The organism is Plasticicumulans lactativorans (assembly GCF_004341245.1).
In the GTDB taxonomy this organism is placed as follows: domain Bacteria; phylum Pseudomonadota; class Gammaproteobacteria; order Competibacterales; family Competibacteraceae; genus Plasticicumulans_A; species Plasticicumulans_A lactativorans.
The window spans coordinates 49,863-64,801 of the sequence record NZ_SLWY01000009.1 but is presented as its reverse complement, the minus strand read 5'-3'; the positions used below and the strand labels follow the sequence as shown (position 1 = coordinate 64,801).

The 14,939-nt window shown below is 72.4% G+C and carries 9 protein-coding genes; 6 read left to right on the top strand and 3 right to left on the bottom strand.

Annotated features, from left to right (window positions below):
- Nucleotide 1: 1 nt before the first annotated feature.
- The 6 genes from kdpA (at nucleotide 2) to EV699_RS08995 (ending at nucleotide 11,222) form a co-directional block, all read left to right on the top strand.
- Complete coding sequence (kdpA, locus tag EV699_RS09020; protein ID WP_132541824.1) at nucleotides 2-1,750, top strand: potassium-transporting ATPase subunit KdpA; 1,749 nt, start codon at nucleotides 2-4, stop codon at nucleotides 1,748-1,750.
- A gap of 11 nt (nucleotides 1,751-1,761) precedes the next feature.
- Nucleotides 1,762-3,840, top strand: a complete 2,079-nt coding sequence (gene kdpB, locus EV699_RS09015; protein ID WP_132541821.1) for a potassium-transporting ATPase subunit KdpB — start codon at nucleotides 1,762-1,764, stop codon at nucleotides 3,838-3,840.
- A gap of 30 nt (nucleotides 3,841-3,870) precedes the next feature.
- Nucleotides 3,871-4,458, top strand: coding sequence for a potassium-transporting ATPase subunit KdpC (gene kdpC / locus EV699_RS09010; protein ID WP_132541818.1), 588 nt, complete (start codon nucleotides 3,871-3,873; stop codon nucleotides 4,456-4,458).
- A gap of 28 nt (nucleotides 4,459-4,486) precedes the next feature.
- On the top strand, nucleotides 4,487-7,186 hold the full coding sequence (locus EV699_RS09005) for a sensor histidine kinase (RefSeq protein WP_341540220.1): 2,700 nt from the start codon (nucleotides 4,487-4,489) through the stop codon (nucleotides 7,184-7,186).
- Nucleotides 7,179-7,880 carry a response regulator gene (locus tag EV699_RS09000; protein ID WP_132541815.1) on the top strand — a complete coding sequence of 234 codons (702 nt, stop codon included), beginning with the start codon at nucleotides 7,179-7,181 and terminating at the stop codon, nucleotides 7,878-7,880. The genes EV699_RS09005 and EV699_RS09000 overlap by 8 nt, the downstream gene beginning before the upstream one ends.
- Nucleotides 7,881-8,231: 351 nt before the next feature.
- Nucleotides 8,232-11,222, top strand: coding sequence for an EAL domain-containing protein (locus tag EV699_RS08995; RefSeq protein WP_132541812.1), 2,991 nt, complete (start codon nucleotides 8,232-8,234; stop codon nucleotides 11,220-11,222).
- 111 nt (nucleotides 11,223-11,333) lie between these two features.
- Here the strand turns inward: EV699_RS08995 and EV699_RS08990 are convergent, their stop codons facing one another.
- From EV699_RS08990 to prpB, 3 genes are read right to left on the bottom strand one after another with little or no spacing between them, the layout of a single operon-like run.
- The gene (locus EV699_RS08990; protein ID WP_132541809.1) at nucleotides 11,334-12,791 is read right to left on the bottom strand and encodes a bifunctional 2-methylcitrate dehydratase/aconitate hydratase; all 1,458 of its coding nucleotides are present in this window, start codon (nucleotides 12,789-12,791) and stop codon (nucleotides 11,334-11,336) included.
- 37 nt (nucleotides 12,792-12,828) lie between these two features.
- Entirely contained in the window at nucleotides 12,829-13,986 is a 1,158-nt protein-coding gene (gene prpC / locus EV699_RS08985) for a bifunctional 2-methylcitrate synthase/citrate synthase (protein WP_132541806.1), read from the bottom strand.
- 1 nt (nucleotide 13,987) lies between these two features.
- Nucleotides 13,988-14,875 carry a methylisocitrate lyase gene (gene prpB / locus EV699_RS08980; RefSeq protein WP_132541803.1) on the bottom strand — a complete coding sequence of 296 codons (888 nt, stop codon included), beginning with the start codon at nucleotides 14,873-14,875 and terminating at the stop codon, nucleotides 13,988-13,990.
- Between the last annotated feature and the right edge of the window lie 64 nt (nucleotides 14,876-14,939).

The window sequence follows — 14,939 nt, the reverse complement described above, 5'->3', positions numbered from 1 at the left end:
CATGACGGCCAACGGCATCGCCCAGATCAGCCTCTACCTCGTCACCCTGGTGCTGGTGGCGGTACCGCTCGCCGCCTGGCTGGAACGCGTCGGCGACGGCCGCGCCGGCCCGCTCGAACGGGCGTTCGGGCCGCTGGAACGGGCGTTCTACCGGCTGCTCGGCACGGCGGCGGACGCCGAGCAGGACTGGCGCGGCTACGCGGCCGCCGTGCTGGTGTTCTCGGCCTTCAGCGTGCTCGCCGTGTTCGCGCTGCAGGAGCTGCAGGGCGCGCTGCCGCTGAACCCGCAGGGCTTTGGCGCGGTGGCGGCGGACTCGGCGCTCAACACCGCAGTGAGCTTCGTCACCAACACCAACTGGCAGGGCTACGGCGGCGAGTCGACGCTGAGCTATCTGACGCAGATGCTCGGCCTCGCGGTGCAGAACTTCCTGTCGGCGGCGGTCGGGCTGGCGGTGATGCTGGCGCTGTTCCGCGGTTTCAGCCGGCGCGAGACCGCCACCCTCGGCAACTTCTGGGTGGACCTGACGCGCGCGACGCTCTACGTGCTGCTGCCGCTGGCGTTCGTGCTCGCGCTGGCGCTCGCCGCCCAGGGCGTGGTGCAGACCTTCGCCCCCTACGTCACCGCCACGCTGCTGGAGCCGACGGTCGACAGCGCCAGCGGCCAGCCGCTCACCGGGCAGGTGATCGCGCTCGGCCCGGTCGCCTCGCAGCTCGCGATCAAGCACCTCGGCACCAACGGCGGCGGCTTCTTCAACGCCAATGCCTCACACCCCTACGAGAACCCCACCGCGCTCACCGACTTCCTGCTGGTACTGGCGCAGACCGCGCTCCCGGCCGCGTGCGCGCTGCTGTTCGGGCGCGTGACCGGCGATCGCCGGCAGGGCTGGGCGATCCTCGCGGCGATGCTGATCGTGCTGGCGGTCGCGCTGTTCGCGGCCTACGCCGCCGAGAGCGCCGGCAACCCGCGCATCGCCGCGCTCGGCGTCGACCAGCAGGCGGGCGACGCCAGCCCCGGCGGCAACCTCGAAGGCAAGGAGGTGCGCTTCGGCATCGCCCGCTCGGCGCTGTTCGCCGTCACCACCACCGCCACCTCGTGCGGCGCCGTGAACGGCATGCACGACTCCTTCACGCCGCTCGGCGGGCTGGTGCCGCTCGCGCTGATGCAGTTCTCCGAGACCATCCTCGGCGGCGTCGGTGCCGGCATGTACGGCATGCTGGTGTTCGTGATCGTCGCGGTGTTCGTCGCCGGGCTGATGGTGGGGCGCACGCCGGAGTACCTGGGCAAGAAGATCGAGCCCTTCGAGATGAAGATGGCGGCGATCGTGGTGCTGCTGATGCCGGCCGTGGTGCTGCTGCCGACGGCCGTCGCCGCGGTCACCCCGGCGGCGCTCGCCTCGCTCTCCAACCCCGGCGCGCACGGCTTCGCCCAGGTGCTCTACGCCTTCACCTCGATGGGCAACAACAACGGCAGCGCCTTCGCCGGCCTCAACGCCAACACGCCGTTCTACAACCTGCTCGGCGCCGCGGTGATGCTGCTCGGGCGCTTCGGCACGATCGTGCCGGTGCTGGCGATCGCCGGCAGCCTCGCCGCGAAGAAGACCGTGCCGGCCGGCCCCGGCACGCTGCCGACGCACACCCCGCTGTTCGTCGGGTTCCTGATCGGCACCGTGGTGATCGTCGGCGCGCTGACCTTCTTCCCGGTGCTCGCGCTCGGCCCGCTGGTCGAGCAGCTCCAGCTCGCCGCGCACTGAGGGCCGCCACGATGTCCCGCAAACCCCACCCGCGCTTCGATGCGGCGCTGGTACGCCAGGCCCTGGTCGACGCGCTGAAGAAGCTCCACCCGCGCCACCAGCTGCGCAACCCGGTGATGTTCACGGTGTACGTCGGCAGCGCCCTCACCACGCTGCTGTTCCTGCAGGCGCTCAGCGGCGCCGGCGAGGCCCCGGCGGGCTTCATCCTCGCGGTGACGCTGTGGCTATGGTTCACGGTGCTGTTCGCGAACTTCGCCGAAGCGATGGCCGAGGGCCGCGGCAAGGCGCAGGCCGAGAGCCTGCGCCGCACCCGCACCCACGCCCGCGCGCGGCGGCTGCAGGCGCCGCAGCGCGGTGCGCCGCAGGAAGCCGTGCCCTCCGACCGCCTGCGCAGCGGCGACGTGGTGCTGGTCGAGGCCGGCGAGATCATCCCCGGCGACGGCGAGGTGATCGAGGGCATCGCCTCGGTCAACGAATCGGCGATCACCGGCGAGAGCGCGCCGGTGGTGCGCGAGAGCGGCGGCGACCGCAGCGCGGTGACCGGCGGCACCACGGTGCTGTCCGACTGGCTGGTCGTGCGCATCACCGCCAACCCCGGCGAGAGCTTCCTCGACCGCATGATCGGGCTGGTCGAGGGGGCGAAGCGACAGAAGACCCCCAACGAGATCGCGCTGGCCATCCTGCTCGCCTCGCTGACGCTGATCTTCCTGCTGGTCACCGCCACGCTGCTGCCGTACTCGCGCTACGCGGTCGAGGCCAGCGGCAGCGGCCAGGTGGTGCCGCTGACGGTGCTGATCGCGCTGTTCGTCTGCCTCGCGCCGACCACGATCGGTGGGCTGCTGTCGGCGATCGGCATCGCCGGCATGGACCGGATGATCCAGGCCAACGTGATCGCCACCTCCGGGCGCGCGGTCGAGGCGGCGGGCGACGTCGACGTGCTGCTGCTCGACAAGACCGGCACGATCACGCTCGGCAACCGCCAGGCGACCGAGTTCGTGCCGGCCCCCGGCGTCGGCACCGAGCGCCTGGCCGATGCCGCGCAGCTCGCCTCGCTCGCCGACGAGACCCCCGAGGGCCGCTCCATCGTGGTGCTCGCCAAGGAGCGCTACGGGCTGCGCGGGCGCGAGATCCACGAGCTCGACGCGCACTTCGTGCCCTTCACCGCGCAGACCAGCATGAGCGGCGTCGACCTCCCCGGCCGGCAGATCCGCAAGGGCTCGGTCGAGGCGATCGAGCGCTGGCTGCGCGCGCAGGGCCGCGGCCTCGCCCCGCTGGTGCGCGACGCGGCCGATGCCATCTCGCGCCAGGGGGCGACGCCGCTGATCGTCGCCGAGCGCGGCGCCGACGGCGGCGAGGTGCTCGGCGTGGTCCGCCTCAAGGACATCGTCAAGGGCGGCATCCGCGAGCGCTTCGCCGAGCTGCGGCGCATGGGCATCCGCACCGTGATGATCACCGGCGACAACGCGCTGACCGCCGCGGCGATCGCCGCCGAAGCCGGCGTCGACGACTTCCTCGCCGAGGCCAGGCCCGAGGACAAGCTCGCGCTGATCCGCCAGCTGCAGCAGGAAGGGCGGCTGGTGGCGATGACCGGCGACGGCACCAACGACGCGCCGGCGCTGGCGCAGGCCGACGTCGCGGTGGCCATGAACAGCGGCACCCAGGCGGCGAAGGAAGCCGGCAACATGGTCGACCTCGACTCCAACCCGACCAAGCTGATCGAGATCGTCGAGATCGGCAAGCAGTTGCTGATGACGCGCGGCGCGCTGACCACCTTCAGCCTCGCCAACGACGTCGCCAAGTACTTCGCGATCATCCCGGCGGCCTTCGCCGCGACCTACCCGGCGCTCGATGCACTGAACGTGATGGCCCTCGCCTCGCCGCGCAGCGCGCTGATGTCGGCGGTGATCTTCAACGCGCTGGTGATCGTCGCGCTGATCCCGCTGGCGCTGCGCGGCGTGAGCTACAAACCTACCGGCGCCTCGCAGATGCTGCGCACCAACCTGCTGATCTACGGGCTCGGCGGGCTCGCGGTGCCGTTCGTCGGCATCAAGGCGATCGATCTCGTGCTGACCGGGCTCGGCCTGGTCTGAGCACACACCTTATATAAAAGGAGGCCCCCGATGCTCCGTACCTGGCTGTGCGCCTGCCGTCCCGCGATCGTCGCCCTGGCGGGGCTGACGCTGCTCACCGGGCTCGTCTACCCGCTCGCGGTGACCGCGCTCGCGCAGCTCCTGTTCCCGCACCAGGCCGGCGGCAGCCTGATCGTCGTGCAGGAGCACGTGCGCGGCTCGCAACTGCTCGGCCAGGCCTTCACCGACCCCGGGCACTTCTGGTCACGCCCCTCGGCGACCGCGCCCTTCCCGTACAACGCCGCGGCCTCGGGCGGCTCCAACCTCGCACCGAGCAACCCGGCGCTGGCCGCGGCGGTGGCGGCGCGGGTGCAGGCACTGCGCGACGCCGACCCCGGCAACCCGCGGCCGATCCCGGTCGACCTCGTCACCGCCTCGGCGAGCGGCCTCGACCCGCACATCTCGCCGGCCGCCGCCGACTACCAGGTCGAGCGCGTGGCGCGCGCGCGCGGGCTCGCGCCGCAGCAGCTGCAGGCGCTGGTCGCCGCGCACACCGAGCCGCGCGTGCTCGGCGTGCTCGGCGAGGCGCGGGTGAACGTGCTCGCGCTGAACCTGGCGCTGGACGGGCTGCAGCCGTGACGGCGGCGCCGGCCCGCGGGCGCGCCGCGTGAGCCTGGACGAGCGCCGCCCCGACCCCGACGCGCTGCTCGCACTGGCACAGCAGGAGGAGCGCCGCCAGCGCGGCGGCCACCTCAAGGTCTTCCTCGGCGCCGCGCCGGGGGTGGGCAAGACCTACGCGATGCTCGAAGCCGCGCGCGTGCAGCGCGCCGCCGGCACCGACGTGGTCGCCGGCGTGGTCGAGTGCCACGGCCGGGTCGAAACCGAGGCGCTGCTCGCCGACCTGGAGCTGCTGCCGCGCCAGAGCCTCGACTACCGCGGCCAGGCGCTCACCGAGTTCGACCTCGACGGCGCGCTCGCGCGCCGCCCGGAACTGCTGCTGGTCGACGAGCTCGCGCACAGCAACGCGCCGGGCTCGCGCCACGCCAAGCGCTGGCAGGACGTGCAGGAGCTGCTGGCGCGCGGCATCGACGTCTACACCACGCTCAACGTCCAGCACCTGGAGAGCCTCAACGACGTGGTCGCCGGCATCACCGGCATCGTCGTGCGCGAGACCGTACCCGACGCGGTGCTGGAACGCGCCGATGCGGTCGAGCTGGTCGACCTGCCGCCCGAGGAGCTGATCGTGCGGCTGCGCGAGGGCAAGGTGTACCTGCCGGCACAGGCCGAGCTCGCCCGCGAGCACTTCTTCCGCGAGGCCAACCTGAGCGCGCTGCGCGAGCTCGCGCTGCGCAGCGTCGCCGCCAAGGTCAACGAGCAGGTGCTGACGCTGAAGGAGGGCGAGGCGCCCGACGCCATCTGGCGCAGCGGCGAGCGCGTGCTGGCCTGCATCGGCCCCGGCGCGGGCGGCCTGCGCACGGTGCGCGCGGCGCGCCGGCTCGCCGCACAGCTCAAGGCCGAGTGGTCGGCGATCCACGTCGAGACCCCCGCCCACGTGCGCCTGCCGGCGGCGCAGCGCAGCACCGTGGTCGACGCGCTGCGTCTCGCCGAGCAGCTCGGCGGCGAAACCGTGACGGTGTCGGGGCTGTCGGTCGCCGACGAGGTGCTGGCCTGGGCGCGCGCGCGCAACGTCACCCGCATCGTCGTCGGCAAGCCGCACCGGACGCGCTGGCGCGCACGCCTGCACCGCAGCTTGGTCGACGCGCTGCTGCGCGCGAGCGGCGACATCGAGATCCACGCCGTGCCCGCCGCCGCCGACGCCCCCGCGTCCGCCACCAGTCCCGCCCCTGCGGCGCCGACGCCCTGGCGCGGCTACGGCATCGCCGCGCTGGGGGTGGCGGCCGCCACGCTGGTGTGCTTCGCGATGGCGCCGTTCTTCGAGCTCGCCAACCTGATCATGGTGTACCTGCTCGGCGTGGTGCTGGTGGCGCGGCGTGGCGAGCGCGAACCGGCGATCTTCGCCGCAGTCGCGGCGGTGCTCGCCTTCGACTTCTTCTTCGTGCCGCCGCACCTGACCTTCGCCGTCAGCGACACGCAGTACCTGGTGATCTTCGTGGTGATGCTGCTGGTCGGCCTGATCATCAGCCAGCTCACCGTGCAGTCACGCGAACAGCTCGCCCACGCGCGCCTGCGCGAGCGCCGCACCGCGGCGCTGCACGCGCACTCCAAGGCCCTCGCCACCTGCCGCGGTGTCGACGAGCTGCTGACGGTGGCGGTGCGCCACATCGGCGAGGTGTTCGAGGCCCAGGTGCTGGCGCTGCTGCCGCAGGCGGACGGGCGGCTGCTGGTGCGCGCGGGCTTCCACGCCGAGTTCACGATGAACGCCAAGGAACAGAGCGTCGCGCAGTGGGTCTATGACCTTGGCCGCATGGCCGGCCTCGGCACCCAGACCCTGCCCTTCGTCGACGCCGTCTACGTGCCGCTCGCCGGCAAGCGCGGCGCGGTGGGCGCGCTGCGGGTGAAGCCCGCCGACCCGCAGCGGCTGGTGCTGCCCGAGCAGTTGCTGCTGCTCGAAGCCTTCGCCAACCAGACCGCGCTGGCGCTCGAGGTCGACCGCCTGCAGGAACAGGCGCGGCAGGCGCAGGTGCAGATCGAGACCGAGCGCCTGCGCAGCTCGCTGCTGTCCTCGGTGTCGCACGACCTGCGCACGCCGCTGGCGGCGATCATCGGCTCGGCGAGCAGCCTGGCCGAACTCGGCCCCACGCTCGACGCCGCGGTGCAGCGCGAACTCGCGCTGAACATCCACAGCGAGGCCGAACGCCTGTCGCGGCTGATCGCCAACCTGCTGCAGGCGACCCGGCTCGAAGCCGGCACGCTCGCCGCCGCGAAGGAGCCGCACGACCTCGAAGCGGTGATCGGCGCGGCGCTGGCGCGCCTGGTCCGCGCGCTCGACGGCCGCGAGGTGCAGACCCGCATCGCCGCCGATCTGCCGCTGGTGCCGATGGACGCGCTGCTGGTCGAACAGGTGCTGGTCAACCTGCTCGAGAACGCGCTGCGCTACACCCCGCCCGACAGCGCGATCGAGGTCGAGGCGCACGCCGAACCCGGGCAGGTGGTGATCGAGGTCGCCGACCGCGGCCCGGGCCTGCCGAGCACCGAGCTGGAGCGCGTCTTCGACAAGTTCTGGCGCAGCGCCGGCAGCGGCCAGCCGAGCGGGGTCGGCCTGGGGCTGGCGATCTGCCGCGGCATCGTCGAGCTGCACGGCGGCCAGATCCGCGCGCTGAACCGCCCCGGCGGCGGCGCGCGGTTCCGCTTCACGCTGCCGCTCGCGGCCACCGCCGCGGCGCCCGGAGACCGCGACGATGGATGAACCGCGCCGCACCGTGCTGGTGATCGAGGACGAACTGCCGATCCGCCGCTTCCTGCGCGCCGCGCTGGGCGCGCAGCAACTGCACGTGGTCGAGGCCGCGAACGGCGCCGACGGCCTCGCGCTGGCCGCCAGCGCCGCACCCGACGTGATCCTGCTCGACCTCGGCCTGCCCGACATCGACGGGCTGGAGGTGCTCGCGCGCCTGCGCGAATGGAGCACGGTGCCGGTGATCGTGCTGTCGGCGCGCGGGCAGGAGGCCGACAAGGTGCGCGGGCTCGACGCCGGCGCCGACGACTACCTCGGCAAACCGTTCGGTGTCCCCGAGCTCGCGGCGCGCATCCGCGTGGCGCTGCGCCACGGCGACCGCGAGGCCGCGCCCGCCAGCGTGTACGCGAACGCGGGACTGCGCATCGACCTGCACAGCCGCGCGGTGACGCGCGACGGCGTCCCGCTGCACCTGAGCCCGCGCCAGTACCGCGTGCTGGCGGTGCTGGCGCGCCACGCCGGGCGCGTCGTCACCCACGCGCAACTGCTGCGCGAGGTCTGGGGCGAGGCCAGCGACGCGAGCCCCGACTACGTGCGTATCGCCATCCACGAACTGCGCCACCGGCTGGAGCCCGATCCGGTGCGCCCGCGCTGGCTGCGCACCGAGCCCGGCGTGGGCTACCGCCTGATCGACGACGCCGGCGGCTGAGGCCGCGCAGCCTTCCGCCATGCGGACGGCGCGCCGAATCCTTTCACGATGTGGCGTCGACCCGTATCATCCGCGGGCGCCCTGGAAGCGCGCCCCGTTCGGCAGGAACCCCATCGACGCGATGCGCCGTCCGCAAACGATGTCCGTGATCACGGCCCTGGTCGCCGAACTCGCGCTGGCGGCCTGCGGCCCGCCACCCGCGGCGGCGATGGCCTGCACCGTTCCACGCGCGCCCTGCCGGGCGCTTCCCGGCGCCTCCGCCCGGCCACGCCACCGCACCCGCCCCTGCCGCTCCGCGGTGCCGCGCGCCGGCGACGCCCCGCCCCTCCCGCTGCAAGGATGCCGACCCGTATGACGCCGCTGGCCAACGCGCGCGGTTCGCTGCGCACCCGGCTGGTCCTGCCGCTGCTCGCCCTCGGCACACTGGTCTCGCTCGCCGTGCTCGCGGTGGTGTCCATCGTCGTCTGCAAGGAACTCGACGCCCAGTTGCTGGCACGCGCGCGGGCGATGGTCGAGATCGTCGACCATGCCAGCGCCAACCTGGAGCCGGCCGATCGCCTGCAGCTCCTGGTCGCCGCCCTCGGCAGCAGCGCCGACATCGACTGGGTCGCCGTGAGCGCGCACGAACCCGCACGGGTCATCGCCAGTTCGCGCCCCGCCTGGCGCGACCGCGAGGTCGCGGCGCTGCCCGAACTCGCCCGCCTCGTCGACGGCGACGGCGACGGCGCGAGCGACTGCAGCGACGCCACCGCGGCCGCGCTGTGCGTGGCCAGCCCGCTCGACCTCGCGCGCGGCGCCGGGCTCATGGCCGCCGCGGTGGCGCTGCGCCTCGACGCCACCGCGCAGCGCGCGATGGTGCGCACCACCGTGCTGCAGATCGCCGCGGTGCTCGTCCTCGGCACCGTGCTGCTGCTGGCGGTGTACTACCGGCTGCTCACGCGCCGCGTGCTGCACCCGCTCGACACGCTGCAGCGCGCGCTGGAGCGGCGCGCCCACGGCGATGGCGGGGTCCGCACCCGCCTCGGCGGCGACGACGAGATCGCCACGGTCGCCGCGGCGCTCGACGCGCTGTTCGACACCCTCGACGAGCGCAACGCGCACCTGCGCCGCCTGTCGCGGCTGTACGCGACGCTGAGCGAATCCAACCAGGCGATCATGCTGCTGCGCGACCGGCGCGCGCTGTTCGAGCGCATCTGCCGCCTCGCGGTGGAGCTGGGCGAGCTGCCGGCGGCGTGGATCGGCGTGCCCGATGCGCGCGGCGAGCACATCGAGATCGCCGCCACCTGGGGCACGGAAGCGGCCTTCATCGCCGGGCAGGAGCGCCTGCCGCTCGACCCGACGCAGCCGCGCGGGCGCGGCCCGAGCGCGACCGCGCTGCGCAGCGGCGAGACGGTGGTGATCGACGACTACCTGGGCGACCCGCGCACCGCCCCCTGGCACGCGCGCGCGCGCGAGCACCGCATCCGCTCGACGGCGTCGGTGCCGGTGCACGTGGGCGGCACGGTGGTCGCCGTGTTCACGCTCTACGCCGGCAGCGTCGGCTTCTTCGACCGCGACATGCTGCTGCTGCTCAGCGAGATGGCCGACGACATCGGTTTCGCGCTGGAGAACCTGGCGCGCGAGAACGCCCGCGCCAGCACCGAGGCGGCGCTGCGCGAGAGCGAGGCGCGCTACCGCCAGCTGTTCGATGCCAACCCGACGCCGATGTGGGTCCTCGACCCCGCCAGCCTCGCCTTCCTGATGGTCAACACGGCGGCCGTGAACGCCTTCGGCCGCACGCGCGACGCCTTCCTCGCCGCGACCCTGCACGAACTCTGCGCGCCGGCGTCGCTGCGCCCGCTGCTCGAACACCTCGCCCACTGCGGCCCGGAGGCGACCACGACGGCGCCGCTGCCGTGGCAGCCCGAGGTCGCCGGCGGGCGGGCGCTCGCCTTCGAGGTCCACGCCCACGCGATCGTCTTCGAGGGCCGCCCGGGGCTGCTGGTGCTGCTGAACGACGTCACCGCGCGGCGCCAGGCCGAGGAGCGCGCCGCCTACCTGAGCAGCCACGATCCGCTCACCGACCTCCCCAACCGCTCGCTGCTCAACGACCGCCTGCGCCAGGCGCTGGCGATGGCGCGCCGCCACGGCCGCGGGCTCGCGGTGCTCTACATCGACATCGACCGCTTCAAGCTGGTCAACGACTCGCTGGGTCGGGCCGCCGGCGACCGCCTGCTGCGCGTGCTCGCCAACCGCCTGCGCGGGACGCTGCGTGCCGGCGACACCGTCTGCCGCATCGCCGCCGACGAATTCGTGGTGCTGGTCAACGACATCCGCTCGCCCGAGCAGGCCGGCCTGGTCGCCGAGAAGCTGCGCGCGATGCTGGCCACGCCGCTCACGCTCGACCACGAGGAACTACGCCCCTCGTGCAGCGTCGGCGTGGCGCTGTTCCCCGACGACGGCACCGACGTCGAGACGCTGCTGCGCAACGCCGACATGGCGATGCACCTCGCCAAGGAGTCGGGGCGCGACGGCTACCGCTTCTTCACCCGCGACCTCGACCGCCGCGCCTCCGAGCGCCTCGCGCTCGAGAACGGCCTGCGGCGGGCGCTCGAGCGCGGCGAGTTCGTGCTCCACTACCAGCCGCAGGTGAGCCTGGTCGACGGCGGGCTGACCGGCTTCGAGGCGCTGCTGCGCTGGCAGCACCCGGACTGGGGCCTGGTCGCGCCCGGGCGCTTCGTGCCGGTGGCCGAGGAGACCGGGCTGATCGTGCCGATCGGCGACTGGGTGATCCGCGAGGCCTGCCGGCAGAACCGCGAGTGGCAGGACACCGGCTTCCCCCGCGTGCCGGTGGCGGTGAACATGTCGGCGGCGCAGTTCCGCCAGGCCGACCTGGTCGAGCGGGTGGACGCGGCGATCGCGGCGAGCGGGCTCGCGCCCATCTGGCTGGAGATCGAGCTGACCGAGAGCATCCTGATGGGCGAGTCCGAGGCCACGGTGACGACCATCGACCGCCTGAAGGCGCTGGGCGTGCGCCTCGCCATCGACGACTTCGGCACCGGCTACTCCAACCTCGGCTACCTCAAGCGCTTCGCGGTCGACACGCTGAAGATCGACCGCTCCTTCGTGCGCGACCTCGCCGGCAACACCCCGCAGGACGAGGCCATCGTCGCGGCGATCATCGGCCTCGCCCACAGCCTGGGCCTGGGGGTCACCGCCGAAGGGGTGGAGCAGCCGCAGCAGGCCGAACGCCTGGTGGCGCTCGGCTGCACCCATGCGCAGGGCTTCCACTTCGGGCGCCCGCAGGCGGCGGCGGCGATCAACGCCCACCTCGCCTTCCCCCCGGTCGCGACCGCGAGCTGAGCCCGCCGCGGGCCGAAAAGGAAACGGCCGCGACGGTTCACACCGTCGCGGCCCTAAGCCGCGCGCCGTGCCGGCGAATCCGCGCCGGCCGTGCGCACGGGAGGAGCGCGGTCAGATCACATAGAGGTCGACGTACTCGTTGACCGGCATCGCTTCGAGCGTAGCCTGATCCAGCGAGGCGGCGAGGATCGCGGCCTGCTGCCGGGCCGGGAAGCGCCGCGCGAGGTTGACCTTGAACTTCTCGACCAGCAGCGGGATGCCCTCGGCGCGCCGGCGCTTGTGGCCGATCGGGTACTCGACGACGACCTCGGGCAGCCGCGTGCCGTCGGCGAGTTCGACGGTGAGCGCGTTGGCGATCGAACGCTTCTCGGGGTCGTGGTAGTCGGCGGTGAACTGCGGGTCCTCGACGCAGACGATCTTCTCGCGCAGCGCATCGATGCGCGGATCGGCGGCGACGTTGTCCTCGTAGTCGGCGGCGGTCAGGCGGCCGAACAGCAGCGGCACGGCGACCATGTACTGGATGCAGTGGTCACGGTCGGCGGGGTTCGCCAGCGGCCCCTTCTTGTCGATGATGCGGATGCACGCCTCGTGGGTGCGGATCGTCACCTTGCGGATGTCGGCCGCGCTGCGGCCCATCCCGGTGAGCTGCCGGTGCAGCGTCATCGCCGCCTCGACGCCGGTCTGGCTGTGGAACTCGGCCGGGAAGCTGATCTTGAACAGCACGTTCTCCATCACGTACGAGCCGTACGGGCGCTGGAAGCTGAACGGGTTGCCCTTGAACAGCACGTCGTAGAAGCCCCAGGTCTTCGCCGACAGCACGCCGGGGATGCCCATTTCGCCCTTCATCGAGAACAGCGCCAGCCGCACCGCGCGCGAGGTGGCGTCGCCCGCCGCCCAGCTCTTGCGGCTGCCGGCGTTGGGGGCGTGGCGGTAGGTGCGCAGCGCCTGGCCGTCGACCAGCGCCTGCGAGATCGCCGCCATCACCTCCTCGCGGTTGCCGCCCATCAGCGCGCAGCACACCGCCGCCGACGCCAGCTTGACCAGCAGCACGTGGTCGAGCCCGACCTTGTTGAAGCTGTTCTCCAGCGCGATGCAGCCCTGGATCTCGTGCGCCTTGATCATGCCTCCGAGCACCGCGCGCATCGTCAGCGGCGCTTTGCCCTGGGCGACACGGTTGCGCGACAGCCAGTCGGCGGTGGCGAGGATGCCGCCCAGGTTGTCCGACGGGTGCCCCCACTCGGCGGCGAGCCAGGTGTCGTTGAAGTCGAGCCAGCGGATCATCGCACCGATGTTGAACGCCGCCTGCACCGGGTCGAGCTGGAACTGCGTGCCCGGCACCTTGGCGCCGTTCGGCACCACGGTGCCGGGAACGATCGGGCCCATCAGCTTGGTGCAGGCCGGGTAGGACAGCGCTTCGAGGCCGCAGCCGAGCGTGTCGATCAGGCAGTTGCGCGCGGTGTCGAGCGCCAGCGCCGAGTCGATGCGGTGGTTCAGCACATAGTCGGCGATGTCCTGGATCACCGAGTCGTAATCGGGGCGCTTGGCGTCGCGGAAGTCATGGGAAGACATGCGGTTTCCTCGTGGTTCGCGGTGGTCGTGCGGGCGTTCAGCGGCGTTCGGTGATCGGCACGAAGACCTGGTCCTCGGGGCCGACGTAGTTGGCGCTCGGGCGGATGATCTTGCCGTCCTGGCGCTGCTCGATGACGTGGGCGCTCCAGCCGGTGGTGCGCGCGATCACGAACAGCGGCGTGAACATCGCCGTCGGCACCCCCATCAGGTGGTAGGACACCGCCGAGAACCAGTCGAGGTTGGCGAACATCTTCTTCGCCTCGTCCATCACGGTTTCGAGGCGCTCGGCGATGTTGAACAGCTTGAAGTTGCCGGCGTCCGCGGCGAGGCGGCGCGCGACCTCCTTGATCACCTTGTTGCGCGGATCGGCGATCGTGTAGACCGGGTGGCCGAAGCCGATGATCACTTCCTTGGCCTCGACGCGGCGGCGGATGTCGGCGGCGGCCTCGTCCGGGTTGTCGTAGCGGCTCTGGATGTCGAAAGCGACCTCGTTGGCACCGCCGTGCTTGGGCCCGCGCAGCGCACCGATCGCACCGGTGATCGACGAGTAGATGTCGGAGGCGGTGCCGGCGATCACGCGCCCGGTGAAGGTGCTCGCGTTGAACTCGTGCTCGGCGTAGAGAATCAGCGAGGTGTGCATCGCCCGCACCCACAGCGCGCTCGGTGCCGTGCCGTGCAGCAGGTGCAGGAAGTGGCCGCCGACGGAGTCGTCGTCGGTCTCGACCTCGATGCGCTTGCCGTTGTGGCTGTAGTGGTACCAGTACAGCAGCATCGAGCCGAGCGAGGCCACCAGGCGGTCGGCGATGTCGCGCGCGCCGGCGGTGTTGTGGTCGTCCTTCTCCGGCAGCACGCAGCCGAGCGTCGACACGCCGGTGCGCATCACGTCCATCGGGTGCGCGGCGGCCGGGATCTGCTCCAGCACCGCCTTGACCGGGTTGGGCAGGCCGCGCAGCGCCTTCAGCTTGGCCTTGTAGGCCTTGAGCTCGCTCGCCGTCGGCAGCTTGCCGTGGATCAGCAGGTGGGCGACCTCCTCGAATTCGCAGCGGTCGGCGATGTCGAGGATGTCGTAGCCACGGTAATGCAGGTCGTTGCCGCTGCGCCCCACGGTGCACAGCGCGGTGTTGCCGGCGGTGATGCCCGACAGCGCGACGGACTTCTTCGCCTTCGGCAGCACGGGCTCGACGATCTCGCTCATCTCAGCGTTCCTCCTTCGCGAACAGCGCATCGAGCTTCTGCTCGTACGCGTGATAACCCAGGTAGTCGTACAGCTCGGCGCGGGTCTGCAGGGTGTCGAGCACCGCCTGCTGGGTGCCGTCACGGCGCAGCACCTGGTAGGCGTTGAGCGCCGCCTTCGCCCCCGCGCGGATCGCCGTCAGCGGGTAGAGCACCAGCGCGACGCCGTGCGCGCCCAGCTCCCCGGTGGTGTACATCGGAGTGGCGCCGAACTCGGTGATGTTGGCGAGCACCGGCACCCGTACCGCCTCGCTGAACTGCCGGTACATCGCCAGCTCGGTGATGGCCTCGGGGAAGATCATGTCGGCACCGGCCTCGACGCAGGCGCAGGCGCGGTCGATCGCCGACTGCAGGCCCTCGACGGCGAGCGCGTCGGTGCGCGCCATGATCACGAAGTCGCGGTCGCTGCGGGCATCGACCGCGGCCTTGATGCGATCGACCATCTCGGCCTGCGACACGATCGCCTTGTTCGGCCGGTGGCCGCAGCGCTTCTGCGCCACCTGGTCCTCGATGTGCACCGCGGCGACGCCGGCGCGGATCATCTCGCGCACGCTGCGGGCGATGTTGAAGGCGCCACCCCAACCGGTGTCGATGTCGACCAGCAGCGGCAGGTCGGTGACGTCGGTGATGCGGCGCGCGTCGATCAGCACGTCTTCCATCGTGGTGATGCCGAGATCCGGAATGCCGCAGGAATACGCGGCGACGCCCCCGCCCGACAGGTACAGGGCACGGTAACCGGTGCGCTCGGCCATACGCGCGAAATAGGCGTTGACCGTCCCCACCACCTGCAGCGGACGCTCGGCCTGCACGGCCGCGCGAAAGCGGGCCCCGGCGGATCTGATGTCACTCATGCGCAGCACCTCGAAAACTCCGGACGCGCGGCGCGCGCCCTGCTGAGCCGTGGAAAAGGCGGCC

Excerpts from the sequence above, each read along its gene's own strand:
- kdpB (WP_132541821.1), top strand. The coding sequence starts at position 1,762 with ATGTCCCGCAAACCCCACCCGCGCTTCGATGCGGCGCTGGTACGCCAG.
- kdpA (WP_132541824.1), top strand. The coding sequence starts at position 2 with ATGACGGCCAACGGCATCGCCCAGATCAGCCTCTACCTCGTCACCCTG.
- prpC (WP_132541806.1), bottom strand. The coding sequence starts at position 13,986 with ATGAGCGAGATCGTCGAGCCCGTGCTGCCGAAGGCGAAGAAGTCCGTC.
- prpB (WP_132541803.1), bottom strand. The coding sequence starts at position 14,875 with ATGAGTGACATCAGATCCGCCGGGGCCCGCTTTCGCGCGGCCGTGCAG.
- kdpC (WP_132541818.1), top strand. The coding sequence starts at position 3,871 with ATGCTCCGTACCTGGCTGTGCGCCTGCCGTCCCGCGATCGTCGCCCTG.
- EV699_RS08990 (WP_132541809.1), bottom strand. The coding sequence starts at position 12,791 with ATGTCTTCCCATGACTTCCGCGACGCCAAGCGCCCCGATTACGACTCG.
- EV699_RS09000 (WP_132541815.1), top strand. The coding sequence starts at position 7,179 with ATGGATGAACCGCGCCGCACCGTGCTGGTGATCGAGGACGAACTGCCG.
- EV699_RS08995 (WP_132541812.1), top strand. The coding sequence starts at position 8,232 with ATGACGCCGCTGGCCAACGCGCGCGGTTCGCTGCGCACCCGGCTGGTC.